This window comes from Friedmanniella luteola (assembly GCF_900105065.1).
In the GTDB taxonomy this organism is placed as follows: Bacteria; Actinomycetota; Actinomycetes; order Propionibacteriales; family Propionibacteriaceae; genus Microlunatus; species Microlunatus luteolus.
The window spans coordinates 1,680,225-1,702,754 of record NZ_LT629749.1 but is presented as its reverse complement, the minus strand read 5'-3'; the positions used below and the strand labels follow the sequence as shown (position 1 = coordinate 1,702,754).

20 protein-coding genes and 1 pseudogene are annotated in these 22,530 nt (G+C 72.8%); 9 read left to right on the top strand and 12 right to left on the bottom strand.

Annotation, left to right across the window (positions count from 1 at the left end):
* Positions 1–43: 43 nt before the first annotated feature.
* Entirely contained in the window at positions 44–892 is an 849-nt protein-coding gene (locus BLT72_RS08060) for an N-acyl homoserine lactonase family protein (protein WP_157720350.1), read from the bottom strand.
* Between the two features lie 682 nt (positions 893–1,574).
* On the opposite strand from BLT72_RS08060, the gene BLT72_RS08050 reads away from it, so the two are divergent.
* The 3 genes from BLT72_RS08050 to BLT72_RS22700 all read left to right on the top strand — a co-directional run bounded on the left by BLT72_RS08050 (position 1,575) and on the right by BLT72_RS22700 (position 6,198).
* A complete protein-coding gene (locus BLT72_RS08050) occupies positions 1,575–2,807 on the top strand; it encodes a choice-of-anchor P family protein (protein WP_091411821.1) in 1,233 nt (410 codons plus the stop codon).
* A gap of 1,071 nt (positions 2,808–3,878) precedes the next feature.
* Positions 3,879–5,678, top strand: coding sequence for a multicopper oxidase family protein (locus tag BLT72_RS08045; RefSeq protein WP_197677232.1), 1,800 nt, complete (start codon positions 3,879–3,881; stop codon positions 5,676–5,678).
* On the top strand, positions 5,656–6,198 hold the full coding sequence (locus BLT72_RS22700; protein WP_197677231.1) for a multicopper oxidase domain-containing protein: 543 nt from the start codon (positions 5,656–5,658) through the stop codon (positions 6,196–6,198). The genes BLT72_RS08045 and BLT72_RS22700 overlap by 23 nt, the downstream gene beginning before the upstream one ends.
* Before the next feature lie 512 nt (positions 6,199–6,710).
* On the opposite strand, the gene BLT72_RS22140 is transcribed toward BLT72_RS22700, so the two are convergent.
* A complete protein-coding gene (locus BLT72_RS22140; protein ID WP_157720349.1) occupies positions 6,711–7,037 on the bottom strand; it encodes a hypothetical protein in 327 nt (108 codons plus the stop codon).
* Between the two features lie 233 nt (positions 7,038–7,270).
* Positions 7,271–8,188 carry a S66 peptidase family protein gene (locus BLT72_RS08035; RefSeq protein WP_091411819.1) on the bottom strand — a complete coding sequence of 306 codons (918 nt, stop codon included), beginning with the start codon at positions 8,186–8,188 and terminating at the stop codon, positions 7,271–7,273.
* Between the two features lie 148 nt (positions 8,189–8,336).
* Between BLT72_RS08035 and BLT72_RS08030 the strand changes: the two genes are divergently transcribed.
* Together BLT72_RS08030 and BLT72_RS08025 are read left to right on the top strand one after the other, a co-directional pair.
* On the top strand, positions 8,337–8,996 hold the full coding sequence (locus tag BLT72_RS08030; RefSeq protein ID WP_091411817.1) for a DUF6624 domain-containing protein: 660 nt from the start codon (positions 8,337–8,339) through the stop codon (positions 8,994–8,996).
* A gap of 187 nt (positions 8,997–9,183) precedes the next feature.
* Positions 9,184–9,672: an ANTAR domain-containing protein gene (locus BLT72_RS08025; protein WP_091411814.1), complete on the top strand. Its 489-nt coding sequence runs from the start codon at positions 9,184–9,186 to the stop codon at positions 9,670–9,672.
* A gap of 76 nt (positions 9,673–9,748) precedes the next feature.
* Here BLT72_RS08025 and BLT72_RS08020 read toward each other — a convergent pair whose 3' ends face one another.
* Positions 9,749–10,864: a LacI family DNA-binding transcriptional regulator gene (locus BLT72_RS08020; protein WP_091411813.1), complete on the bottom strand. Its 1,116-nt coding sequence runs from the start codon at positions 10,862–10,864 to the stop codon at positions 9,749–9,751.
* 41 nt (positions 10,865–10,905) lie between these two features.
* Here BLT72_RS08020 and BLT72_RS08015 point away from each other — a divergent pair, with 41 nt between their 5' ends.
* The gene (locus BLT72_RS08015) at positions 10,906–12,444 is read left to right on the top strand and encodes an MFS transporter (protein WP_091411811.1); all 1,539 of its coding nucleotides are present in this window, start codon (positions 10,906–10,908) and stop codon (positions 12,442–12,444) included.
* Here BLT72_RS08015 and BLT72_RS08010 read toward each other — a convergent pair.
* Positions 12,329–13,510, bottom strand: coding sequence for an epoxide hydrolase family protein (locus BLT72_RS08010; RefSeq protein ID WP_231930433.1), 1,182 nt, complete (start codon positions 13,508–13,510; stop codon positions 12,329–12,331). The two genes, BLT72_RS08015 and BLT72_RS08010, sit on opposite strands and share 116 nt — an antisense overlap.
* Positions 13,511–13,572: 62 nt before the next feature.
* On the opposite strand from BLT72_RS08010, the gene BLT72_RS08005 reads away from it, so the two are divergent.
* On the top strand, positions 13,573–14,109 hold the full coding sequence (locus BLT72_RS08005) for a CGNR zinc finger domain-containing protein (protein ID WP_091411807.1): 537 nt from the start codon (positions 13,573–13,575) through the stop codon (positions 14,107–14,109).
* A 35-nt stretch (positions 14,110–14,144) separates the two neighbouring features.
* On the opposite strand, the gene BLT72_RS22490 is transcribed toward BLT72_RS08005, so the two are convergent.
* Positions 14,145–15,086, bottom strand: coding sequence for a GNAT family N-acetyltransferase (locus tag BLT72_RS22490; RefSeq protein ID WP_342587393.1), 942 nt, complete (start codon positions 15,084–15,086; stop codon positions 14,145–14,147).
* Between the two features lie 733 nt (positions 15,087–15,819).
* Between BLT72_RS22490 and BLT72_RS07995 the strand changes: the two genes are divergently transcribed.
* Complete coding sequence (locus tag BLT72_RS07995) at positions 15,820–16,257, top strand: universal stress protein (RefSeq protein WP_091411803.1); 438 nt, start codon at positions 15,820–15,822, stop codon at positions 16,255–16,257.
* A 94-nt stretch (positions 16,258–16,351) separates the two neighbouring features.
* Here BLT72_RS07995 and BLT72_RS07990 read toward each other — a convergent pair whose 3' ends face one another.
* Positions 16,352–18,214 carry an MFS transporter gene (locus BLT72_RS07990; RefSeq protein WP_157720348.1) on the bottom strand — a complete coding sequence of 621 codons (1,863 nt, stop codon included), beginning with the start codon at positions 18,212–18,214 and terminating at the stop codon, positions 16,352–16,354.
* Between the two features lie 442 nt (positions 18,215–18,656).
* Between BLT72_RS07990 and BLT72_RS07985 the strand changes: the two genes are divergently transcribed.
* Positions 18,657–19,139, top strand: a complete 483-nt coding sequence (locus BLT72_RS07985; protein WP_091411801.1) for a hypothetical protein — start codon at positions 18,657–18,659, stop codon at positions 19,137–19,139.
* A 235-nt stretch (positions 19,140–19,374) separates the two neighbouring features.
* Here BLT72_RS07985 and BLT72_RS07980 read toward each other — a convergent pair whose 3' ends face one another.
* The 5 genes and pseudogenes from BLT72_RS07980 to BLT72_RS23510 form a co-directional block, all read right to left on the bottom strand.
* Positions 19,375–20,022: a DedA family protein gene (locus BLT72_RS07980; protein WP_172826040.1), complete on the bottom strand. Its 648-nt coding sequence runs from the start codon at positions 20,020–20,022 to the stop codon at positions 19,375–19,377.
* Positions 20,023–20,595: 573 nt separating this feature from the next.
* Complete coding sequence (locus tag BLT72_RS07975; protein ID WP_091411797.1) at positions 20,596–21,162, bottom strand: hypothetical protein; 567 nt, start codon at positions 21,160–21,162, stop codon at positions 20,596–20,598.
* Positions 21,159–21,734 carry an RNA polymerase sigma factor gene (locus BLT72_RS07970; protein ID WP_172826039.1) on the bottom strand — a complete coding sequence of 192 codons (576 nt, stop codon included), beginning with the start codon at positions 21,732–21,734 and terminating at the stop codon, positions 21,159–21,161. The genes BLT72_RS07975 and BLT72_RS07970 overlap by 4 nt, the downstream gene beginning before the upstream one ends.
* Positions 21,735–21,871: 137 nt before the next feature.
* The gene (locus BLT72_RS23020) at positions 21,872–22,036 is read right to left on the bottom strand and encodes a hypothetical protein (RefSeq protein WP_231930431.1); all 165 of its coding nucleotides are present in this window, start codon (positions 22,034–22,036) and stop codon (positions 21,872–21,874) included.
* 54 nt (positions 22,037–22,090) lie between these two features.
* Positions 22,091–22,204, bottom strand: a pseudogene (locus BLT72_RS23510) (phosphotransferase); the annotation flags it as partial.
* Between the last annotated feature and the right edge of the window lie 326 nt (positions 22,205–22,530).

The following is a 22,530-nucleotide window of genomic DNA, read 5'->3' as shown; positions in this document are numbered from 1 at the left end:
GTCGGGCGAGCGGTCGCGCCGGGCCACGGCCCGGACCGCGTGCCTACCGGTGTCCGCCGGGTGGGTGGCGGATGGCGGTCAGCACGACCTGGTCGTGGCCGGGGATCAACCGGGCGTCGGTGGCCCGGGCCCGGGCCAGCAGCAGCTCCAGCGAGGCCGCGGCCCGCCGCTCGTCCTCCGGAGAGCCACCAGCGCAGGAGCCGCAGGGCACCGCGTCGAGCAGGTTCTGCGCGAGGTCGGTGGCGTCAGCGGTGAAGATCCAGGTCCCGGTCGCAGGCAGGTCCACCTGCACGGAGACGTGCCCCGGGGTGTGCCCGGGTGTCGGCAGTACCCGCACCCCGGGCGCCACCTCGGTCTCGACGTCCACCGTCCGCCACCGCGTGCCGGGCACCGTCCAGTCGGCGGCGTCGAAGCCGGCGTCGAACCGGGCCAGCCCGCTGCGCCCCCAGGCCAGCTCGTCGGCGTGCAGCACCACCTCCACCCCGGCCCCGGCCAGCGCCGGGATCCCGCCGGTGTGGTCCCAGTGCAGGTGGCTGACCACGGCCAGGGCCAGGTCCGCCGGGGCCAGGCCCAGCGGAGCCAGCGCCGCGACCAGCGGCTCCCCGGGCAACCCCCAGGTGCTCCGGTCCGGCGGTGCCGCCGGCCGCAGGTGCCACCGCTCCGCGGCGCTCGGGGCGTCTGCGCCCCGGTAGACCCGCTCGACCTCGACCGAGTCGTGGTTGCGCCGGCTCATCCCCGTGTCGAAGAGCACCCACCCCGCCGACGTCTCCACCAGCACGCCCACCAACGGCTCCCAGTAGAGGTGCCCCGGATCCCCACCAGCCAACGACAACGCCTTCGACACCCGCTCGGCCCCGTACTGCAGCACGAACATCCGCTCGGCCAGCGCCATCCGCGCCTCCCGTTCCACGGCCCGGCCGGGACCGGGACCGCTGCTCGACGACTCAGCTGTGCCGGCGACGGCGACACCGCCCGACCCTCGCATCCCTGCGCCACCTCCGCAACGGTCCCCCTCGGCTACGCCAACTCGGAGCCGTGCCCGACGCTCCAGGCCGTGGCCAGCGGGAGCAGGTCCTCGATCAGCACGGCTCCGCAGCCCCCCTGCCGGGTGGGCAGGATCACCGGTGCCGGGGTGGTGGTCGAGGAGGACGGGCTCCTCCTCGTGGTCGTCGTCGGCGTCGCCGGGGTCGTGGCCTTCCACCGTCGCCACGACCGACGAGGAACACCGACGCTGATCGTGAACCCCCGCACCCTGGCGGTCGAGCCGGACGCGGACGCCCACGGCCACCTCCCCCGCGTACCGCCGGCGCCCGGGACGACCACCTCGCAGGCGTCGACGCGTCCCCCGCGGGGCGCGAGGACGACCTCCTCCGGCTCCGGCCGCCCGCCGCGCACCCGGGGCCGAGCGCCAGCCGACAGTCGCCGACGACCCTCGTGAATTAGTTCGAGAATCGAATTGGTAACGGCCGGAGCGAACACCTGACCGGGTCCTGGGCGCGACCTGGCGTTCCCCGTGCTCGGCGCCCTCGGGGGTGGCCCGGGCAATCCCCCCGTCCACTCCACGAAGGAGTTCGATGTCCCACCCCCGCCGTCTCGGCGCCGCCGCGCTCGCCGCCGCCGCCGTCACGCTCACGACCGCCCTGCCCGCGCAGGCCGCCACCTTCAACGCGTTCGGTGGTTCCGCCTACGCCAGCACGGCCAAGGTCGGCACACTCGTCAACTCCGACAAGACCTCCTACGTGCCGCTCTGCACGCTGAAGGCACCGACGTCCGCGACCGACAACACCGCGAAGCTCAGCCTCGGGCTGGTCGGCAGCGTCGGCGCGGCCACCACCAAGGTGTCCAGCGCGAAGACCACGTCGACGAAGACCTCGCTCACCACCACGAAGGTGGCGACGACCTCCCTGCTGACGGGGCTGGTCCAGGCCCGGGCGATCACCTCGACCGCCACCGTGAAGCGGACCTCCACGGGCTACACCAGGTCCGGGGCCAGCGTGTTCAGCGGCCTGAAGATCGGCGGTCGCACGATCACCGCGACCCCGAAGCCGAACACCAAGGTGGAGCTGCCGGGCGTGGCCACCGTGCTGCTGAACGCGCAGTCGAGCTCCTACAGCTCCGGTGGGCACAACGCCGCCACGACGGCCCTGAAGGTGACCCTGCTGCCGGGGAACCGGCTCGGCCTGCCGGTCGGCACCGTCGTCGTCGGGGTCTCGAACGCGTCGCTGCACACCACCACGCACGCCCGCCCCTACGGGACCGCCTTCGGCACCCAGCTCGACGCCGCCGGCATCGTCGGCTCCGGCAGGACCGCAGCCGTCCACCTGCCGTGCGGAGGCACCTCCGGGAAGAGCCGCACCAACGGGGTCGCGTCGGTGCACGTCCCCGGCCTGCTGGAGGTCGGTGCGGTCAAGAGCACCGGCAGGTCGACCGACACCTCGACCTCCACGGTGGCCGCGACCACCGCGGCACTGGCCCGGGTCGACCTGCTGAACGGGGTCGTCACGCTGGACAGCGTGGACGTCACGGCCACCGCGACCCGGAAGGGCAAGGCGGTCGTCACGTCCTCGAGCGGCACCGAGGTGGCCGGGCTGAAGATCAACGGGAGGGCGGTCTCGGTCAGCGGCAAGGAGAACACCAAGATCAACATCGCCGGTGTGGGCACGCTCCACCTCCGCCGCGTGGTCAAGTCGGCCATCAGCACGACCGTCTACGGCGCCCAGCTGGTGCTGAGCACCGACAAGGCTGGCCTGAAGAAGGGCACCACCCTGACCGTCGGCTACGCCAAGGCCGGCGTCAGCGCCAGCTGACCCCGCCGTCGCCCCTGCCCGATCTCCCCAGGACGGGCGGCTGCCGTGGACAGCCTCGACCTCCGCACGCACCTGCGGGTGGAGGTCGAGCGTCCCGGGGTCCGCGTCGGTGGTCGACCGGCCCGCTGCTGCGGGCCGGTCACGGGGCCAGCGCCGCCTCGAGAACGCTCCGTCAGGTCGTGCAGCTCCCGCACCAACCGGGTCACGCCCACCAGCGGCCCGTCCGCCCCGCCCCGGGCCCGGCTCCGGCTCGGCGCCGGTCCGTCCGGGGATGAGGTCGAGGACCTCCGGGCCCTGGGCGTCGATCCCGGAAGCGCGCAGCACCGTCCACCCGGTCGACGCCAGGTGCCGGAGCACGACGTGCCCGGACGTCGCGTTCGACCCCTGGGGTGCGCGGGACGGTGGCGCCCCTCGTCACCGCACTGGTGGCCCGCCCGCCAGCGACTGCGCAGCTCCCCTGGGCCGAAGCTGGTGCGCACCCGGCACGCGCCGCAGACGGCCGTCACCGGCTGCCGTGTCCGGCACCCGTCCGCACCCCGGCGTGCCAGCGGACCCCGGTCGGGGCCGCCCTCGAGGATGTCCGCGGGTCGCCGCACATCGCCCAACCCACACATCTGGGGAGAGGCCGAGCGGACTGGGCGATGTGCGCCACCGCGAGCCCGGGGCTGTTGTCTCGACGAGCCGGACCTGGACCACGCGCCCGACGGTGCCAAGCGGTGCCTTGACCTCTGCGTACCCGTTCGCCGCCGGTCCACCGGTCCCTTGTGCACACCCCACTCAGAACAGCTGACCCGTCAGCCACCGAGGTGCCCGTCAGCCCGTGGGGCCCGCCCTGGAAGAGGGGGCCCCACCCTCCCCAGAGAGGGGGTCCGGCGAGCACGGATCGCTGCTGGGATGGGGCTGCGCCCGGGGCGCACGACGTGCGCTCAGGTGAAGAGCTCGGGGGGTGCCCAGGACCCAGATCTCGTGACGCGGCCGCCGTGGCTGCGCACGGACCTCGCTCGACGGCAGCTGCGGCGGTCGGGTCATGCCCCCCAGGTCATCGGCACATCCGAACCCACCAGGAGTGACATGAACCTCGAGAACAGCGACGACGGCAGCAGCACCGCCGCGGCCCGGCCGCCCGCAGCCGGGGTCCCCCGGGCCGACCAGGCGGAGACCGTGGCGCGACCACCGCTGCTGCTCCCGTCCGACCCGGAGTTCCAGGAGATCGAGCGGACGGCGCGCGAGGCCGAGGGGATCGACCGGCGAACCGTGCTGCGGCTGGGGGCACTCGGGATGGCCGTCGCCGCCGTCGCCGGCACCCGGGCCGTGACCGAGCCCTACCTGTCCGCCCGCGGGTGGATGTCGGCGGACGGTGTGTTCGCCGCGGCCGCGAGCGGGATCAGCGGCGCGGTGTACGTCGAGGTGTTCCCCACCAGCCCGCTCATCCTCGACCCGTTCACCGACCCGCTGCCCGTGCCGAGGGCGGCGGCGCCGGCCACGCCCGGGCAGCTGGGGGGCCGGCCACCCGGTCCGGGTCCGGGCCAGCAGAGCTCCCTGGACAACGAGAGGCACCAGGTCTGGTCGAGCGACCTCGGCCTGCCCGACCCGATCGTCTACAAGTTCGACCTCCTGGTGCGCGGCCATGCGTTCACCACGTCCCAGGTGCTGCCGATCGACGCGAACGGCCGGCCCATCGCCTCCTACGACGCCACCGGCAAGACCTACCCGGCGGGGACGAAGCGCACCCTGCCCCAGAGCACCATCTACGGCTTCAACGGCACCTTTCCCGGCCCGATGATCAACGCCGAGTACGGCAAGCCGGTCCTGGTGCGCTTCGAGAACCACCTGCACGAGAACCCGCTGGGCCTCGACCGGCAGGACTTCGGCACGAAGGACCTCTCCTTCCTGACCCACCTGCACAACGGCCACTCCGCGCCGGAGAGCGACGGGAACCCGCACTACGCGATGCGGTACGGCCCGAGGCACGCGGGCTACCTGCCCGGGGTCCACGTCGACAACCTCTACCTGAACCACCCCGCCGGCGGCGACGACCGGGAGAAGCAGAGCTTCCTCTGGTTCCACGACCACCGGATGGACCAGACCGGCTCCAACGTCTACAAGGGCATGGTGGGGCTGTACCCCATCTACGACCCGAAGGGCGGGCTGGACAGGGGCGACGAGCGCCAGGGGTTACGGCTGCCCGGCGTCCGCACCGACCACCCCGACGGGACTTTCGACGTCGAGTACGACATCCCGCTCGCCATCGCCGACTTCCGGCTGGACGACGGCGTCACCACCCACCAGGACATCCACGACGCGGAGGGCGAGTTCCCCGACGCCAAGAACCCGAAGGCGCACCCCGAGTGGTGGGGCAAGACCTTCTACAAGCACTTCCCCAACCACGGCTTCGTCGGCGACGTCTTCACCGTCAACGGCACCGCGTTCCCGGTCCTGGAGGTCAAGCGCCGCAAGTACCGGCTGCGCTTCCTCGACGCGTCGGTCGCCCGCGTCTACGACCTCAAGCTCATGACGTCCAGCCAGGGCCCGAAGACCGCCGTGTCCCTGGGCTTCCGCGGTGACGAGCTCCAGGGCCAGTGGCGCATCCCGGACGGGCAGCAGTGCATGCAGTTCACCCAGATCGCCACCGACGGCGGCCTGCTGCCGTTCCCGATCAAGCGGGACAACGTCGAGCTCTGGCCGGCCAAACGCCGCGAGGTGGTCGTCGACTTCACCCGGTACCAGGACGGCAGCCCCACCCGGAAGGGTGACGTCGTCTACCTGACCAACACGATGAAGATGCCGGACGGACGGGTGTGGGCGGCCGCGAACCGCTTCTCCCCGGACCCCCGGTACAAAGGTCCCGATGATCAAGATCATCATCGGTGACGACGCCGCGGACAACAGCGTGATCCCGACGAAGATGCGGGACCTGCCGCCGCTGCCCGGCACCTGGAGGACCCTGATGGACGACCGGCTGATCTTCGAGGTGCAGCGCGGCAGCGCCGCCGGCGAGCTCGAGTGGCTGGTCAACGGGAGACCGTTCGATCCGCACACGATCGCGGCCAGCCTGCGGAACCCGGCCGGCCGAACACCCCTGGCGCAGCCGCGGAAGGGCAGCTTCCAGCTCTGGGAGATCAAGAACGGTGGGGGCGGCTGGATCCACCCGATGCACCTCCACCAGGAGGAGCACCGCACGGTGATCCGCAACGGCCGGGACGTCACCGCCGGCGGGGACGAGGGCCATCCCGATGACGCCTCGCGGGAGGACGTCATCGCCCTCGACCCCGGCGAGTCCGTCATCATCTACCGCGGCTTCCGCGACTTCGTCGGCCCCTACGTGGGCCACTGCCACAACCTGGCGCACGAGGACCACTCGATGATGTTCGGTTGGGAGATCAAGCCCTAGCTGCGATCCACCCCACCGCTCACCGGCCCCGACGGGGAGGCGGCGCTCCGACGGCCTCCTGCTGCACCGGATCGCCCGACCGGACCCCGCCGACCCACGACCCCCTGCCCCCGCTGCGCCTGCGGGGATGCAGAGGGCAACCTGAGGCGATCCGGCTGCGTATCCAGGGCTGAGGCCGAGGTCTCCACCTGATGGTGGAGCAGAGACCGAGCAGGCCGGCCCGACGGAGGAGTGACACGATGAACACGAGGCGAGTTCCCGGCCTCACGCGCAACAGCGGCTGGCAGGCGGTCCACGCCGAGATCGTCAGGGCGCGCGCGCAGACCCAGCCGCAGGACTCGGCGCCGGCCCGGGAGGTCGTGCCGCGGGCAGAGGCGGGAACCCACCCGCTCGACACGGCCGGGTAGACCGCTCGACGCAGCGCGCCCCGTCCTCGGAGCACGGCCCACGCGTGGTCCGCTGCCCTGGTCGGCCCGGTCTGACCTGCGCCATACTGCCGCGATGAGGCGCCATCACCGAGCGCGGTCCGGGCGTACGGTCGTCGACAGCGTGGGCACGTCGGGGAGCACGGCCGTCGCCGGGAGCACCGGCACCGCGGACAGCAGCGCCGTGGCCGGGAGCAGCGGCACGAGGAGCAGCGCCGGGGTCGCCGGCAGCGCTCGGACCTCGGAGAGCGTGGCCGTCTCGGGCAGCGCGGGCAGCCGGACCAGCGTGGCCGTCGCCGGCAGCGTCGAGACCTCCGGCAGCGCCGCCGTGGCCGGGAGCGCCGGGACGCGGCGCAGTGTGGCCGTGGCCGGCAGTGCGGCGACGGTCGCCGGTGTCGGGGTGGTCACCAGCACGTTGACGTTCTTCAGCGTCGCCCTCGTCGCCTGTCTCGGCTGTGTCGCCTGCCTCGGGTGCCGCCGGTGCATCGCCTGCGTCGCGTGCGTCGACTGCGTGGACTGCATCGGCTGCGTGGGCTGCGTCGGCCTGCGGGGCGCGATCGGGCGTCGAGGCGAGCGCGCTCTGCCCTAGCACCGGTGCCGCCGGCTCATCCCGGGTCGGGAGCCCCGGGCGGCCGGGCCGACGGTGCTCAGTGCACGGCAGGGGCGACCGTCAACGTCCCGGCCGCGACGTCGATGGTGGCGGCGGTGCCGAGCGGGACCGACGCGGGGTTGAGGCCGTGCCCGATCGGCAGACCGCCGAGGATCGGCACCCGCAGCGGCGCCAGCCAGTCACCCAGGACGTCGGCGAGGGTGGTCCCGCTGGCGGTGGTGGTCTCGAACTCACCGAAGGTGCCGAGGGCGATCCCGCGGACGCTCCGGAGCAGCCCGCTGTGCACCAGCTGCGCCAGGCAGCGGTCGACCTGGCCCAGCCCCGTGCCGTGGTGGTCCTCGAGCAGCAGGATCGCGTCGTCCAGGTCCGGCAGCGCCCACCCGACGGCGCGGCTGACGCTGTCGAAGTGGCCGCCCACGAGGACGCCGGTCGCCGACCCAGCAGAACTCAGCTGCGCGGTGTAGTCGGCCGGGCGACTGCTGACCACGACCGGCTCGGGCTCCATCAGACTCCGGCGCAGGCGCTCGGCGCAGCCGGCGTCGTAGTACTCGTCGCTCCAGTTCACGAACGGACCGTGCAGAGAGCCGGGCACGCCGGCGCGGTGCAGCGCGAGGTGCAGGTAGGTGATGTCGCTGAAACCGACGAACGGCTTGGGATCAGCGCGCGCCGCCTCGAAGTCCAGGAGGGGGGCGATCCGGTAGGCACCCTTGCCGCCGGTGGTGGCGAAGATGCCGCGCACGCCCGGGTCGCGCAGGGCGTCGTCCAGGTCGGCCAACCGGGCCAGGTCCGGACCGGCGAGGTAGCCGGTCCGGTCGAACGCGTGGTCCGCGACCTCCACCTGGAGCCCCCAGGCGCTGAGCAGCTCCGCCCCGCGAGCCACCGCCTCGCGCGTGGGCGGGCTGGCCGGCGAGACGAACCGGACGCGGTCACCAGGCACCAGCCGGGGTACGGACATCCCGCGAGTCTGCGGCACGCAGCGCCAGGAACGGGTGAGGCGTGCGGGTGCAGCACGCCGTCACCATCCCGGGACGGGACGCCCGCACGACGGTCGGCGCCCCCGCCGACCTCTGCCGGTGACGCAGCGGCGGTGCGACACTGGGGCCGTGTCCCGCCTGGCGCACCACCTGTGCGGGGTGGCCCTCGTCCTCGTCCTCGTGCTGTCCGGCTGCGCGGCGGGGGACGTCCCGGGAGCCGACGCACCCGGGCCGACCAGCAGCGGCTCCCCCTCCGCCCGCTCCGCGTCCCCCACGCCGGCACCCGTACGCACGGCCGCCACCGATCCCCGGCTGCGGACCGAGCTGCTGGCCATGCTGGCGGCTGACCAGGAGGACCGGCAGGGCGACGGACAGGGCGGCGTGGGGGGCGACCAGGAGCGCACCGAGCGGCTCCGAGACATCGTCGACGAGCGCGGCTGGCCGACGCAGACGCTCGTCGGCGACGACGGCGCCACCGCCGCGTGGGTCATCGCCCAGCACAGCGATCTCGACCCCGCGTTCCAGCGCGAGGTGCTCGCCCTGATGAGGCCCGCGGTCGCGGCGGGCGAGGCGGACCCGGGCGATCTCGCCTACCTGGTCGACCGGGTGGCGGCCAACGCCGGCCAGCCGCAGACCTACGGGACCCAGACGGGGTGCTCCGACGACGGCGAGCCGCAGCGGCCGCCGCTCACGGATCCGGAGCGGGTCGACCAGCTGCGCGCCGAAGCAGGGCTCCCTCCCCTCGCGGAGTACCTGGCCGAGATGGAGAAGGTCTGCGCCGGTTCCTGAGGCGTTGCCTCCGGAGCAGCGCGTCGTCGCCCGTCGGCCCCCGCGCCAGTCCTATGCAAGAGCGCCTCATCCTGCATAAGGTGACCCCTGAGATCGGACGAGGACCCTCGGGCGGCACCGCGAGCCCGGCCCTCGCCATCGTCACGCGTGACGACCGGGCGTCTCATCTGCCGAAGGAGCGTGAGCCGTGCACACCAGCCACGCGGAACTCCGACGTGGTCGCCAGGCCGGGCCGGCCGCGGACCTCCCTCAACCGGCGGCCGACGACGGCCCGGCCACGCGGTCGACCAGCGGCACCGCGGACGGCGGGCCGAGCCTCGCCCAGGACGACGTCGAGGACGATGCGGCAGAGCTCCGGCGCGAGCTCGGAGCACTGCGTCGCGTGCTCGTCACCCTGCCGGCCATCGAGCAGGCGAAGGGGGTGCTGATCGGGTTCTACGCGATCGACGCGGACGCAGCCTTCGCGCTCCTGGTGCGCTGGTCGCAGCACACCAACATCAAGCTGCACCGGCTCGCCTCCGACCTCGTCACCGCGGCGAACGACTCCTCGGGATCTCCGCACGCGGCGCTGCGCCGCTTCATCGACCGGCTGCCCGGCGCTGGTCGTCCCTCCCCCGCCGCCCCGGGGTCGAGAGCAGCCGCGGACGCCCCGAGCTCACTGCCGGCTGTGCGCTGAGCGCGGCCCACGGCCCGCGACGGAGCCCTGCGTGCACCGTCGGAGGACCTGACGGTGCTGGGCAGCGCGCGGCCGGTCAGCGGTCGGAGGGCGGGGGCCCGGTGGTCCCTCGGACGACCAGCGTGGTCTCGAGGTGGGGGACGGGGTCGGCCGCAGCTCCTCGGGTGAGGGCGAGCAGGGCCTCAGCGGCGTGGTGCCCCTTCAGCCGACTGGGTTGACGGACGGTGGTGAGGTCCAACCGCTCGGCCAGGTGCGGGGCGTCGTCGAACCCGACGACGGCGAGGTCCTCGGGCACGCGCAGGCCGAGGTGGGCGGCCGCGGCGAGCGCTCCTTCGGCGAGCCGGTCGCTGAGGCAGATCAGCGCGGTGGGGCGTGGTCTGGTGCCGAGGACGGCGAGCGCGCCCCTCCGACCCTCGCTCGGTGTGCTGTCGACCCCCTGCGAGACCGGGACGCTGCCCCAGTCGATGCCGTGGCGCGCGGCCGCGTCGCGGTAGCCGGCGAGCCGGTTCTTGGTGACCGACAGGGTGGCGCTGTCCTGGTCGGAGAGCGTGGCGAACCCGGTCGGGGTCCCGAGCCGGAGGGCGAACGAGACGACGCCGAGCCGGCGGTGGCCAAGCAGCACCAGGTGCTCGGCGAGCTCGAAGGCAGCCGCCCGGTCGTCGATGCCGATCCACGGGACCGCGTCCGGGGTGAGCGTGGCCAGGACGGACGGGCCGGGCTGGTCGACGACGACCAGCGGCAGCCGCCGGTCGACCACCGTCTGCAGGAGGGGGTCGTCCTCGGCCAGGGACGAGGCGATGATCCCGTCGACCACCGCACCGGTGACCGCCGTCGCCCGACGGACCGGGTCGACGGAACCGGGCAGCAGGAGCAGCCCCACGCCGGCCGTCTCGGCCGCCGCGGTGACCCCGGCGAGCAGCGCGTTGGTGTTCGGATCGTCGAACGCGTACGAGAGCTGGTTGGCGTAGAGGACGCCGATCGCGCCGACCCGACCCCGCCGCAGCCCGGCGGCGACGGGATCCGGCCCCGCGTACCCCAGCCGTGCCGCGGTGGCGAGGATCCGCTGCCGCAGCTCGGGCGTCAGCTGGCCGGGTGCCCGGTAGGCGTTCGACACCGTCTTGGCCGAGACCCCCACCTCGTCGGCGACGTCGCGCAGCCGCATCCTGCGCTGTGGTCGAGCGGACTCTGCCATGGCGTCAGTCTGCCTCTTCAACGTTGAAGTAGGGTGTCGTCATGAGAGCCGGAGGCCGCAGGAGAGCCGGTGCAGGCGTGGTCGCCCTGTGCCTGGTGCAGTTCGTCGACGTGCTGGGCGTGACCAGCGCCACCACGGCCCTCCCCGCCATGACGGCCGACCTGGCCGCTCCTGCGTGGTCGACGGGCGTCCTGGCCACCGTGTACGCCATGTTCTTCGGTGCCTTCCTCATCCTCGGGGCCCGCCTCGGCGACCGCTACGGCCACCGGCGGGTGCTGCTCATCGGGGTGGCCCTCTTCGCGGTGGTGGCCCTGGCCGGGCTGAGCGCCCAGGAGATCGTGCAGCTGGTCGTCGCCCGGGCCCTGCAGGGGCTGGCGGCCGCGCTCAGCGTCCCCAGCGCCCTCCGCCTCCTCCTCCACCTCACCCCGCAGCCCGCCGGCCGCCGCACCGCGGTCGCCGCGTGGGGAGCCACCGGAGCCGCCGCCGGAGCCCTCGGGTTCCTCGCCGGCGGGTTCCTGACCGATCTGTGGAGCTGGCGCGCCCTCTACTGGGTCAACGTCCCCATCGGCCTCGCCCTCCTCGTCGTCATCGCCGCCACGGTGCCGGCCCTGCCCCCGGACGAGGACCGCCGCAGGCTCGACCTGGCCGGCGCGTCCCTGCTGGTGGTCGCCATCATGGCCGTGGTCGTCGGCACCTCCATGGTCGAACGAGCGGACCTGCGCCTCGGGGGCGCGGGCGCCGTCGCCGTCGGGGTGGGGGTGACCGCGGCGTTCCTCGCCCAGCAGCGGAGAGCAGCCGAGCCGCTGATCCCGCGGACCGCTCTGACCAGCCCGAACCTGCGGACCGGGACCGTCCTCTCCTTCGTCAACACCGCCACCACGAGCTCGGCCGGGGTCATGGTCGCCCTGGACCTGCAGCAGCGGCAAGGGGCCAGCCCTCTCCAGGCCGGACTGGCCCTCCTGCCGTTCAGCGTCGCCGTCGTCGTCGGGTCGGCCCTCGCCGGACCGCTCGCCCGGCGGCTCGGCGGCCGCCGCCTGGCCCGTCTCGGGCTGGTGGCGGTGGCCGGCGGAACAGCCCTCCTCGCCGCGACCCGGGGCAGCCCCACCGGGATCCTCGGCGGCGTCGTCGTGGCCGGGGTGGGACTCGGGATCGCCGCCGTCGCCGCCACCAGTATCGGCACCGACGTCCAGGAGGGCCTCGCCGGAAGCGCGGCCGGCATCCTCAACACCGGCGCCCAGCTCGGCACCGCCATCGGCGTCGCCGCGCTGGTCACCCTCGCCGGTACCCTCTCCCCGCGCGGCCTCGGCACCCCGGTCGCCTGGGCAGCCGCAGCGGCGCTCGCCACCGCCGCCGCCGTCGCGCTCACCTGGCCACCTCGCCCCCGCCTCGCGGCCGGCCCGCAGGACGCGGGCACCCCCAGGGCGGACACCCCCGGCGCCGCCGACCCTCCCGCTGCCGGTTCCGCTACCCGGGCAGGGTCCCGAGACCGGCCCGCAGCTCGTCGGCGTAGGAGTCGGGGACCTCGAGCATCGGGAAGTGCCCGCCGCGCACGGCCACCCGGTAGGAGCGCAGGTCGGTGAAGCGGCTCTCGACCCAGGGCCGCGGCACCTTCTCGATGTCAGCGGGGAAGATCGTCACCGCGCTCGGGACGGCCACGGTGCCGCTGTTGTCCGGCGGCTCGTTCTCCCAGTAGAACCGGGCCGACGACCCTGCCGTCGCCGACAGCCAGTAGAAGGTCGCGAGGTCGAGCATCCGGTCCTCGCTGATCGCCTCCCGCGGGTCACCGTCGTGGTCGGTCCAGGCCCAGAACTTGTCCAGCAGCCAGGTCAGCTGCGCGACCGGGGAGTCGGAGAGGACGTAGCCGACGGTCTGGGGACGGGTGGCCTGCTCCACCGAGTAGCCACGGCCCCGGCGGAAGAACTCACCCCGGGCGGCCAGCCACCGCTGCTCCTGCGCGGTGAGCGGCCCGTACGCCGTCGGCTCGGCCGGCTCCGGCACGTAGGGGGTGAAGCTGTGCAGGCCGGCGACGCGGTCGGGGTGGCGGTGCCCGAGGGCGGCCGTCACCCGTCCGCCCCAGTCACCGCCGGCCGCGAAGAACCGCCCGTAGCCCAGCCGGTCCATCAGCTCGACCCAGGCGTCCGCGGTCCGGTCGACGTCCCAGCCGGTGGTCACGGGCTTGCCGCCGAAGCCGAACCCCGGCAGCGAGGGCGCCACGACGTGGAAGGCCGGCAACCCGGGCTCAGGCGGGTGGGCGAGCGCGTCCATCACCGCGAGCGGCTCGACCACCGCGCTGGGCCAGCCGTGGGTGATCACCAGGGGACGCGCGTCGGCCCGGGGCGAGCGGACGTGCAGGAAGTGGATGTCCAACCCGTCGATCTCGGTGAGGCCCTGGCCGTGCGCGTTCAGCTCGGCTTCCAGCCGGCGCCAGTCGTACCGCGACCAGACCTCGACCAGCTGAGCGACGTAGGACAGCGGTGGACCCTGCGACCAGTCGGGGGCACCTCCCGGTGCCGCCACGGTCTCCGCCTCGGGCCACCGCGTCCGCGCGAGCCGGTCGCGGAGGTCGTCCAGCACCTCCTCCGCCACGTGCAGCGCGAACGGGCGGACGACACGGTCGCCCCTGGGCACGTCCGGCGCTCTCGACACCACTGAAACCTAAGACCGGTGTCGTCGGCACGTCAACACCGTCGACGACCTACAGTGGTGTCGTGGAGGGTGCGGTGCAGGACCTCGTGCTCGTCGAGCAGTTCCTGAACACCCTTGACGAGAGGCGATTCGGCCGGCACGGCCGGGACCACCCCCCGACCGACGAGCTCGTCTCGGTCCCGGCCCTCGCGCGGTGGCTGGAGGCGCGCGGCCGGGCTGCCCCGGCCCGGGAGCTGGGGTCCGACGACGTCAGCGCCGCCCGCGCCCTCCGGGCCGCCCTGCGCGCAGCCTGCACCGGCGACCGCGGCTCCCGGGCCGCCGAGGCCCTGGCCGGCTTCCCCCTGCGGTTGACGGCCGACCCCTCCGGCGACCTGCGCCTCGCGGCGGTCGGCGACGCGGCAGGTCTCGGCGCGGTCGTCGAGGCTGTCGCGGTGAGCGTGGCCACCGGGCGGTGGGCCCGGCTCAAGCTCTGCGCCTCGCCTGACTGCCGCTGGGCCTTCCTGGACACCTCGCGCAACGGCGGCGGCCGCTGGTGCTCGATGGAGGTCTGCGGCAACCGCCACAAGACCCGCAGCTACCGGCAGCGCCGGGCCAGCTAGAGGGCGTCTGCCGGCGGCCACACCCCGGGCTCTCCTCAGGGTTGCGGGGGCTGCTTCGACGTCGAGGACGACGAGACCGCGTCGCGGTCCGGGGCGAAGAGGTAGAGGTCCATCGGGTCGTGGGAGCCCGCGGGCAGGGTCTCGAAGAGCGGGGGGATGTGGGCGTCGGACGAGTGTCCCTCGATCTCCACCCGCTCGAAGCCACGGTCAGCGAGGGCACGCAGAGACGCCGCGAGCGTGGCCTGCAGCAGGGCGAGGCCGAGGGGCTGGTCCCGGTCGACGGTCTCGGCGACGATGAAGGTGCGGCCATCCCACACCTCGGGGCTGACGAGGCTGAGAGCCACGATCGCCCCGTCGGCGTCCCGGCACAGGGAGGAGAGGGTGGCGTCGACCCCGCCGCGGTAGTCGTCCCACACGGTCGGGAGGGCCTCAGGGCGGACGACCCCGAACGGCTGGTGCGCCCAGGTGAAGTAGCTCGACCACGCGGCCCGGACCTCCTCCGCCGGCACGTCCACCATCGGCGCCGTGACGTACCCCTCGGGCAGCCGCTGAGCGGCCGTCCAGTGTCGGCAAGCGGCGCTGGTGGGGTCGAGGGCAGGGGTCGGGCAGTGCATGAGCACCGACCCGCCGAGGTGCTCGGCGAAGGGACGGCGGAGCGGTTGGCTGCTCATCACGCGGCCGAGGACCGGCAGAGGACGGTCAGCGACCCGCTGCACCTCGGTGAACAGCCGGGTCCCGATACCGCGCCGTCGCAGGGCCAGGCTGACGCTCACATCGCAGAAGTAGGAGTCGGTGGCCGGGCTGAGGACGAGGGTCGCGTACCCCACCACCTGGCCCTCCGCCACCGCGGCCAGGGTCCGTTGCCACCGTGGACCGTCGCGTCCGGGAGGCGGAGGCCGGAGCCCCTCGGCGACCGGGTCGTCAGCCCGCAGTGCTCGGACCTGGAGGGCTGGACCAGATGCGCTCGCGATCTCCACACCTGGAGATCTACCGCTCGAGATGATCGGGAGCAAGAGTTTTGCGGCAATTTGCGGATGTCTCACGACATTGCCTGGCCGTGGATACCCGGATTGTGCCGATGCTGATTTTAGCAGTTCTTCGGCATTCTCCGCAGCCGTCGAGGACTTGGTGGCCGACGTTTCCTCCCGCTGCGTGGCCGCCCGAGACCTGTCCGGGCAACGGCTGCCGCCCGTCAGATAGTGATCGTTCCGCAACCCGGACAACTGATCCCGTCGGTAGGCTCGGGCACCGGAGCGCAGGGGGCGCCGCTTCGCACACGGCTAGCGCCAGCGCGTTCCCTCCCCAGGGCGCTGGTGCTGCTGGGCCGGTGGCGGCCGGCAGCCCGACGTCAGGCGGGTTGCCGGCCTGAGCCCGCGGCGGTCCCCTCCCCAGGCGTGGCCGCAGGGCCTGCGCAGACCCTAGGGGTGCTGAGCACCACGAGATCGCGGGCGGCAGAACTCGGGACCTTCGTCCCGATCAGGGTCGCGACCACCTCGCCCCGGGCCCGTCCGGCCACCTCCGGCACGTCGTGGTCGTCATCGTCCGGGTCGACCAGGCGTACCGGCCGAGCAGGCATCGACCGGACGTGAACGCGCACCCGCGGCGGCCGTGTCGACGACCCCAGGCGTCCGCGCGGGGGGCACGGCGGTGCGTCCGACGGGCCCGATGGGCCCGCTGACAGGGCACCCGGACCTCGCTAGGGTGACGCCCATGGGGGAGATCAAGCTGATCATCGTCGGTGTCGACGGGTCCGATCAGAGCAAGGCTGCTCTCGACTGGGCCTACGGCGAGGCGGCCCACCACGGGGCCAGGCTCACCGTGGTCACCATCTGGTCTCCCCCGGCGCTGACGATGAGCCCGCCCTACGGGGCGCTGCCCACCGAGGGGTACGAGGACCAGCCGAGGACGGACGCCCTGGCCCTGCTCGACCGCTTCACCGCCGAGCTGGGGGCCCGGACGCCCGCGGTGGAGGTGCGCACGTCGATCGAGGAAGGCCACCCGGCCAAGGTGCTGATCGAGCGGTCCCGCGAGGCCGACCTGCTCGTGGTCGGCTCGCGCGGGCACGGCGGCTTCTCCGGCATGCTCCTGGGCTCGGTCAGCCAGCACCTCGTCGCGCACGCGGACTGCCCGGTCGTCGTGATCCGCTGAGCACCTGACGCGCCGCGGCGAGGTCACCGGGCACGCAGGAGGGCCCGACCTCCCCCGCCCCGAGGGGATGCAGGAGGAGGTCGGGCCGACAGGCTCAGCGGCTCTGGCCGCGTGACTCGTCCACGAGCACGTCGTCGTGCAGGGCTGAGGTCTGGACCACCAGCACGTCGCAGGCAGCGTGCTGCACGATCTCCCGCGGGACCGAGCCGAGCACCTCGCCCTCCTGGGCCCCCAGACCGCGGTTGCCCACCACGATGAGGCTCGCCGGGTTCCGGTTCGCCACCTGGAGCAGCGCCTCGGCGGGCCTGGCCGCCACGATCACCTGCTCGATGTCCCGGATGCGCTCCGACGTCAGCTCCCGCACCGACGCGCTCATCGCGGCCCGCGCGGCCCGCTGGCCGTACAGCAGACGGCGGCCGCCCAGCTGCTCCTGCTGGCTTGCGCTGTCCCCGGGGTCGTAGGCCGCGACCACGACCATCCGGGCTTGGGCGGCGGCTGCCACCTCGTGCGCGCGGGCGACGGCGTACAGGGCGGACGGTGAGCCGTCCGACCCGACCACCACCCGGTCGTAGACCGTGATCTCACGCTGGCCGCCCAGGGGCAGGACGAGGGACTCCTCGTCGGACCGGGGCGGGTTGACCCAGAGCATCGCCAGTGCGGCGCACCCGAGCAGCGCACCGGCGAGCAGGATGGCGTTGGTGCCGCGGCTGGCCAGCAGGTTCTCGAAGATCCAGCCGAAGGTCAGGGTCTGGATGAGCATGGGAACCACGATCATCATGTTGAGGATGCCCATGTAGACGCCCGTGCGCTCCCGGGGGACCATGCCGGCAACCATCAGGTAGGGCACTCCGACCATGCTGGCCCAGCAGATGCCCAGGCCGATCATCGGCGCCAGGGTCAGCAGCTGGTTGTCGATCGTCGACAGCCACGCGAGCGAGAGGCCGGCCAGTGTGAGCGTGCCGGCGTGCACCTTCTTGCCGCCGTACCGGTGGCACAGCGGCAGCAGGAACAGCGCCGACAGCATGGTCACGAAGTTGTAGCTGCCGTTCATCAGCCCGACCCAGCCCGCTGCCTCCTCATAGCCAGGGGTGTCCGGCGCCGCGTCCCAGACCGACTCGGCGACGCTGACGCTGACGAACTGCCAGTAGATGAACATGGCGTACCACTGGAACAGGAAGGCCAGGCCGATCTTGTGCATGCCGATCGGCATCACCCTCACGGCCTCTGCGACCTCGCGGACCGTCGCGGGGATCCCCTTCGACTGCGACCGCATGTGCGCCAGCTCGTCGTCGGTCGGCGAGATCTCCTTGGTCCGCAGCATGGCGAGGCCGACCGTGACGATGGCGCACACCGCGCCGAACCAGAACACCACGAACACCCAGGTGGGCACCGCCCCCTCGGCGCCGCCGGGGAAGATCTTCTGGAAGACGAACAGGGACACGTTGGCCAGCACCGCGCCGGCGCCGGTGAACATGCTCTGGATCAGGAAGCCCTTCGGTATCTGGGTCTTGCGCAGCCGGTCGGAGATCAGCGCCCGGTACGGCTCCATGGCCGTGTTGTTCCCCGCGTCCACCAGCCACAGGCAGATCACGGCCATCCACAGCGCGGTCACCAGCGGGAAGAGGAACAGGATGGCGATCATCACCAGGCTGCCGCCGAGGATGAACGGCTTTCGCCGGCCCCACCTCGGGCTCCAGGTCTTGTCGCTCATGGCGCCGATGAAGGGCTGGATCAGGAGACCGGTGATCGGGCCGGCGATGTTGAGGATCGGCAGGCTGTGCGCCTCCGCCCCCAGGAACAAGAAGATGGGGTTCACCGCACTCTGGGTGAGCCCGAAGCTGAACTGCACCCCGAAGAACCCGAGGTTCATCCACGCCATGTTGGCCGACGTCATCAGAGGACGGCGCTCGTCCCCCGAGCCCACCTCCGTGACCTCTGCGAGCTGTGTGGCTGGCATCGAAAGCGCTCCTTTGCGTGATCGACTGACGCGAACGGGCACCGCCGCGGTGCGCCGCACCCCCGGCGGCGAGAGATCGTTCGGACGAGAGGGTGGAGGGTGGGTGATGGGGTGGTTGCGGCGACCGATCAGGGAACCAGTGCTCGGACTCAGCGGAGGAGCCTCAGCCCGTCGGCCTCTGGCTCCGCTCCGAACAACGCCGACTCTCCCCCCGCCCTCAGCCGGGTGTCAAGATCGGCGACGATCCGGTCCAGCACCGCATCCAGGACCGCGGAAACCCACCGCTCGCGGGAGCGCTGCACCGGAGCGACACCGACGCGCGGGCCCGGAGAACCTTCGACATCGGGCCCCACCAGCAGGGACCGCTGCTAGCGTCGAGCGATGGGATCGGTCACCCTGACCAGCGGTCGGTCGTCGACCGCCACCGCGCCGGCGGCGCCCCGTGGCTGAGGTCGCCACGGCTCACCGAGCAGCTCGCTGGGTCGGGCCGGGACTGCTCGTCGCCGCCGTCGCCGTCGCCTACGGGGCGCCGTTCGTCGGGATCTGGGTCTCCCTCCTCATCCCGTTCGCCCTGCACCGAGGGCGGCGCCAGCTCTGGGGATCGGCGGCCCCCCGACGGATCGGCGTCGCCGTGCTCGTCTGGGTCGGGCTCTGGCTACCGGCCATCAGCTACACCTTCACCGGCTGGTACTGGGCCCTCACCGGGCGCGACCTGTCCACCGCCTGGCTCCTCCTGCCCCTCTGCGGGCCCGACAGCAGCGCCGGGCTCGTCGTGCCCGCCATCGCGGCCACCGCCGTCTTCGCCGCAGGACTGGTCGCGTCGATCCTCCGTCGTCAACCCTGGCTCGCCGTCGCCGGCGCGTGGCTCGCCCCCTGGGCCCACGACCTCGCCTTCAGCGCGACCACCGCCCAGATGATCTGCTGAGCCGGCCCGCGACCCCGTCCGCAGTCGGGCGCGCCGGTGGGGTGACCAGCGCCGTCCCGCTGGCGCACGCCCCGCGACGACGTCCGTGGCCCCGAACGCGCGACCCAGGTCGGTGCGGAACTGGTGGCGGCCCCTCAGGATGATCCGGCCTGCTCACACCGCCCGGCCCTTCCGACGACGGAAGGGTCTGGAGTCAGGGCGCGGTTCCGCGCTTGCCGCGACCACCGGCGGCGGCTCAACCCTCCTGCAGACGCTCCCCGGTGCCGGCACGACCACGCCTGACCCGACGGACCACGAGCCAGGCCACCAGGGCGGCCAGCGCGGCGTAGACGACGTAGTTGAGGACGTCGGCGTACCGGGCGACGGTGCCGTAGCTGCCGCCGAGGGCAGCGCCGGCGCCGATCAGCAGTGCGTTCCAGACCCCGCTGCCGGCGAGGGTGAAGACGGTGAACACCGGCAGCGGCATCCGCGCCGCACCGGCCGGCAGCGAGATGAGGCTGCGCACGCCCGGGATGAGCCGGCCGAAGAAGATGGAGGCCCGGCCGTGCCGCTCGAACCAGGCAGAGGCCCGCTCGAAGTCCTCGCGCTCGACCAGGGGCAGTCTCGCGAGCACCCGGATCGAGCGCTCGAGTCCCAGCCGCGCCCCGAGGGCGTAGAGCACCAGGGCGCCCGACCACGCACCGAGGGTGGCCGCGACGACGACCAGCGGCAGGCTGATCGCCCCCTGCGCGGTCAGGAACCCGGCCAACGGCAGGATCACCTCACTCGGCAGCGGCGGGAACACCGTCTCCAGCAGCACGAGCAGCCCGACACCCCACTCCCCCAGCGCGGTGATGACCCGCTCGGCCCAGCCGAGCAGGCCGGTCAGCTCCAGGGTGGTCACGCGGGCTCCTGCGGGGTCGGGGTGGTGTGGAGGCCGGGAGTCCTGGCCTGGGAACCCCGAGCCTAGGCCGAGGGCGGCAGCCGTCAGGAGGGGCGGCACGGCGACAGCGCTCCGCCGGGGCCGAGCAGGGCGGTGAGCTGCTCCAGCGTGAGGCGGACCCGGTCGACGTCCCGATCACGAGGGATGACCACAGCCTCCCGGCCGGCAGGTGCAGCGCGCAGGACCGATCGGCGGTGAGCGCCGCCGCGAGCCCGGGGGCTGTGAGCTCAACCAGCCGGACCTGAACCACACGCCCCTACATGCTGGACGGTGCCTTGATGCTGTAGGTACCCAACACCGGCCCGCTCACCGACCACGTGTGCACAAGCGACCCCCAGCAGCACACCTGACGCCCCCCGTCACTGTTGGCATCTACCAAACCGTCAGCCACGCCGCCTAGTCGGGCAGGCCGGCGAGGAGGTCCGGCCGTCCGGTAGTGGGTCGGCTACTGACATGCTCTCCACGAGGGTCGGCGACCGGCTGTGTTCCCGGCACCGGTGGGCCGCAGCGTGGTTTCGTCCACCTGTTGACGGCTTAGGTAGAAGCGACGATGTGGCACGGCTTGATGGGTCCGTTCCCGAAACCGAAGCTGACGCGGGCTTGGACCCCGTTGGGTCGTGGGACCACGGAGGCGTCGAGGACGAAGGTGTCGTCCTTGCCGACGGCTCCCGGCGGGATGGTGACGTAGAACTTTGTCGCAGCGACGCCCAGGGTGAGACCGGGGGTGTGGACCTCGGTGTAGCGGCCGGCGGCGCATTCCTTACCTTCGGGCAAGTAGGTGATGTCGGCGGGGATGCCGTGCTCGGCGAGCGCACGCTCGAGGCCCTCGGCGCCCTCAAGCCTGTTCACCTTGACCCGGACCTCGCCGTTGTTGCCTCCGGTGACTGCGTAGGCAGGTGTCGGCCCGAGACCGGGCACTAGCAGCGCTACAGCTAGGGCGGCGGCTGCGACCCCGGCGACGGTCAGCTGCCAGCGCCGGGGTGCGACCCAGGACCGGGCGGGCGCGGCCTCGGCTGCTGCGGCGGGGGGCAGGATGGCCTTGAGCTCGGTGAGGAGGGCGGATTCGAAGGGGTCGAGTTCGGTGGTTGGTCGGTCGGTCATGAGGTCACCTCGTGCAGTTGGACGGCGGTGGTGGTTTGGAGGAGTCGACGGGCTCGGTGGTAGCGGACTCGGGCGGCGCCGGGGCTGATGCGGAGGAGGGTGGCAGCGTCAGTCAGCGCCAGACCATCGACGGCGACCAGCTCGACGACACTGCGGAGTGTGGGGGGAAGCTCGGCGATAGCGAGGAGGACGGTCCGGGCTCCGGCTTCGGCGGCGATGCGTTGCACGATGCGTTCGGCGGAATCCTCGTCTAGGAGTCGCCGCCCCTGCAGCTGTTGCACTGTTGCGCTGTGACGGGCGAGCGACTGGCTGTGGTCAGCCAGGCAGTGGCGGGCAATTCCTGTCAGCCATGCCCGTGGCGAGCCAAGCCCGGGCCGGTAGTTGGGTGCGGAGCGGATCACCTGGAGAAACACATCGGCGGTGAGGTCGGCGACCACGAAGGGGTCCTCCACCCTGCGGGCCAGGTAGGAACGGATGAACGGTAGATGCTCGCGGTAGAACGCTTCGAAGGAGGCCGGCAGCGTCAGGTCATCCGCGGCATTGCCCCGGGACTCGCTCTTCGACGTGAACATCACGCACAGACTTCCCCACTGGTGAAGGTGGCGTTACAAGAGATCCACTTCACCGAACCCGACGCGAACTGCGTCCCGCACGAGGGTCGGCTACTGCGTGCCCGTCTGGTTCGCGACGGTTGCCCGCACATGGACTCTCAATCGGGCCAGCGTGTCAGCTTCTCGGTGAGCTGGTGCAGGTACTCGGGCGGTCCTGCTTCGGCGAACCAGAGCCAGAGCTCCGCCGCGTGGAGCGGGAACCGGGCCCTCACCTCGGCGGGATCAGCGTCGTAGCCCTCGACCAGCGCCTTGATGGATCGCACGTCCTTGAGCGACGCTCCCCAGGGCTGCGCGCGAGAGTTCCGGAGCGGGTCACCGACGTGGGCGGCCTCCCAGTCGATGACGGCGGTGATCTCGCTGCCTGTGGTGAGGAGGTTGCCGTCGGTCCAGTCGCCGTGGCAGAAGGTCCGAGGACTGGCGGGATGACCAGTGGGAGTGGAGGTCCGCCGGCGGCTCGGTAGCGCTCGATGATCAGAGCGTCGTCAGTGCCCGGCGGGAGCCCTTCTGGTGGTCGTAGCGCGTGCAATCGACGCAAGACGGGAGCCGAGGCGCGGAGTCGTTCGAGTCGTAGGTCGGCGTCGCCGCTGTCGACTCGTTCGCCCTGCATTCGCGTCATCACGATCGACTCGGGTCCCACCTCGAGGAGCTCGGGGACCGGCAGATCCTGATCAGCTAGGGCGCGGAGCGCTAGCACCTCCACCTTTCGGCGTGAGGAGGAGCGAATCGCTTCTCGACCACCGTTCGACCGAGGCGCTGT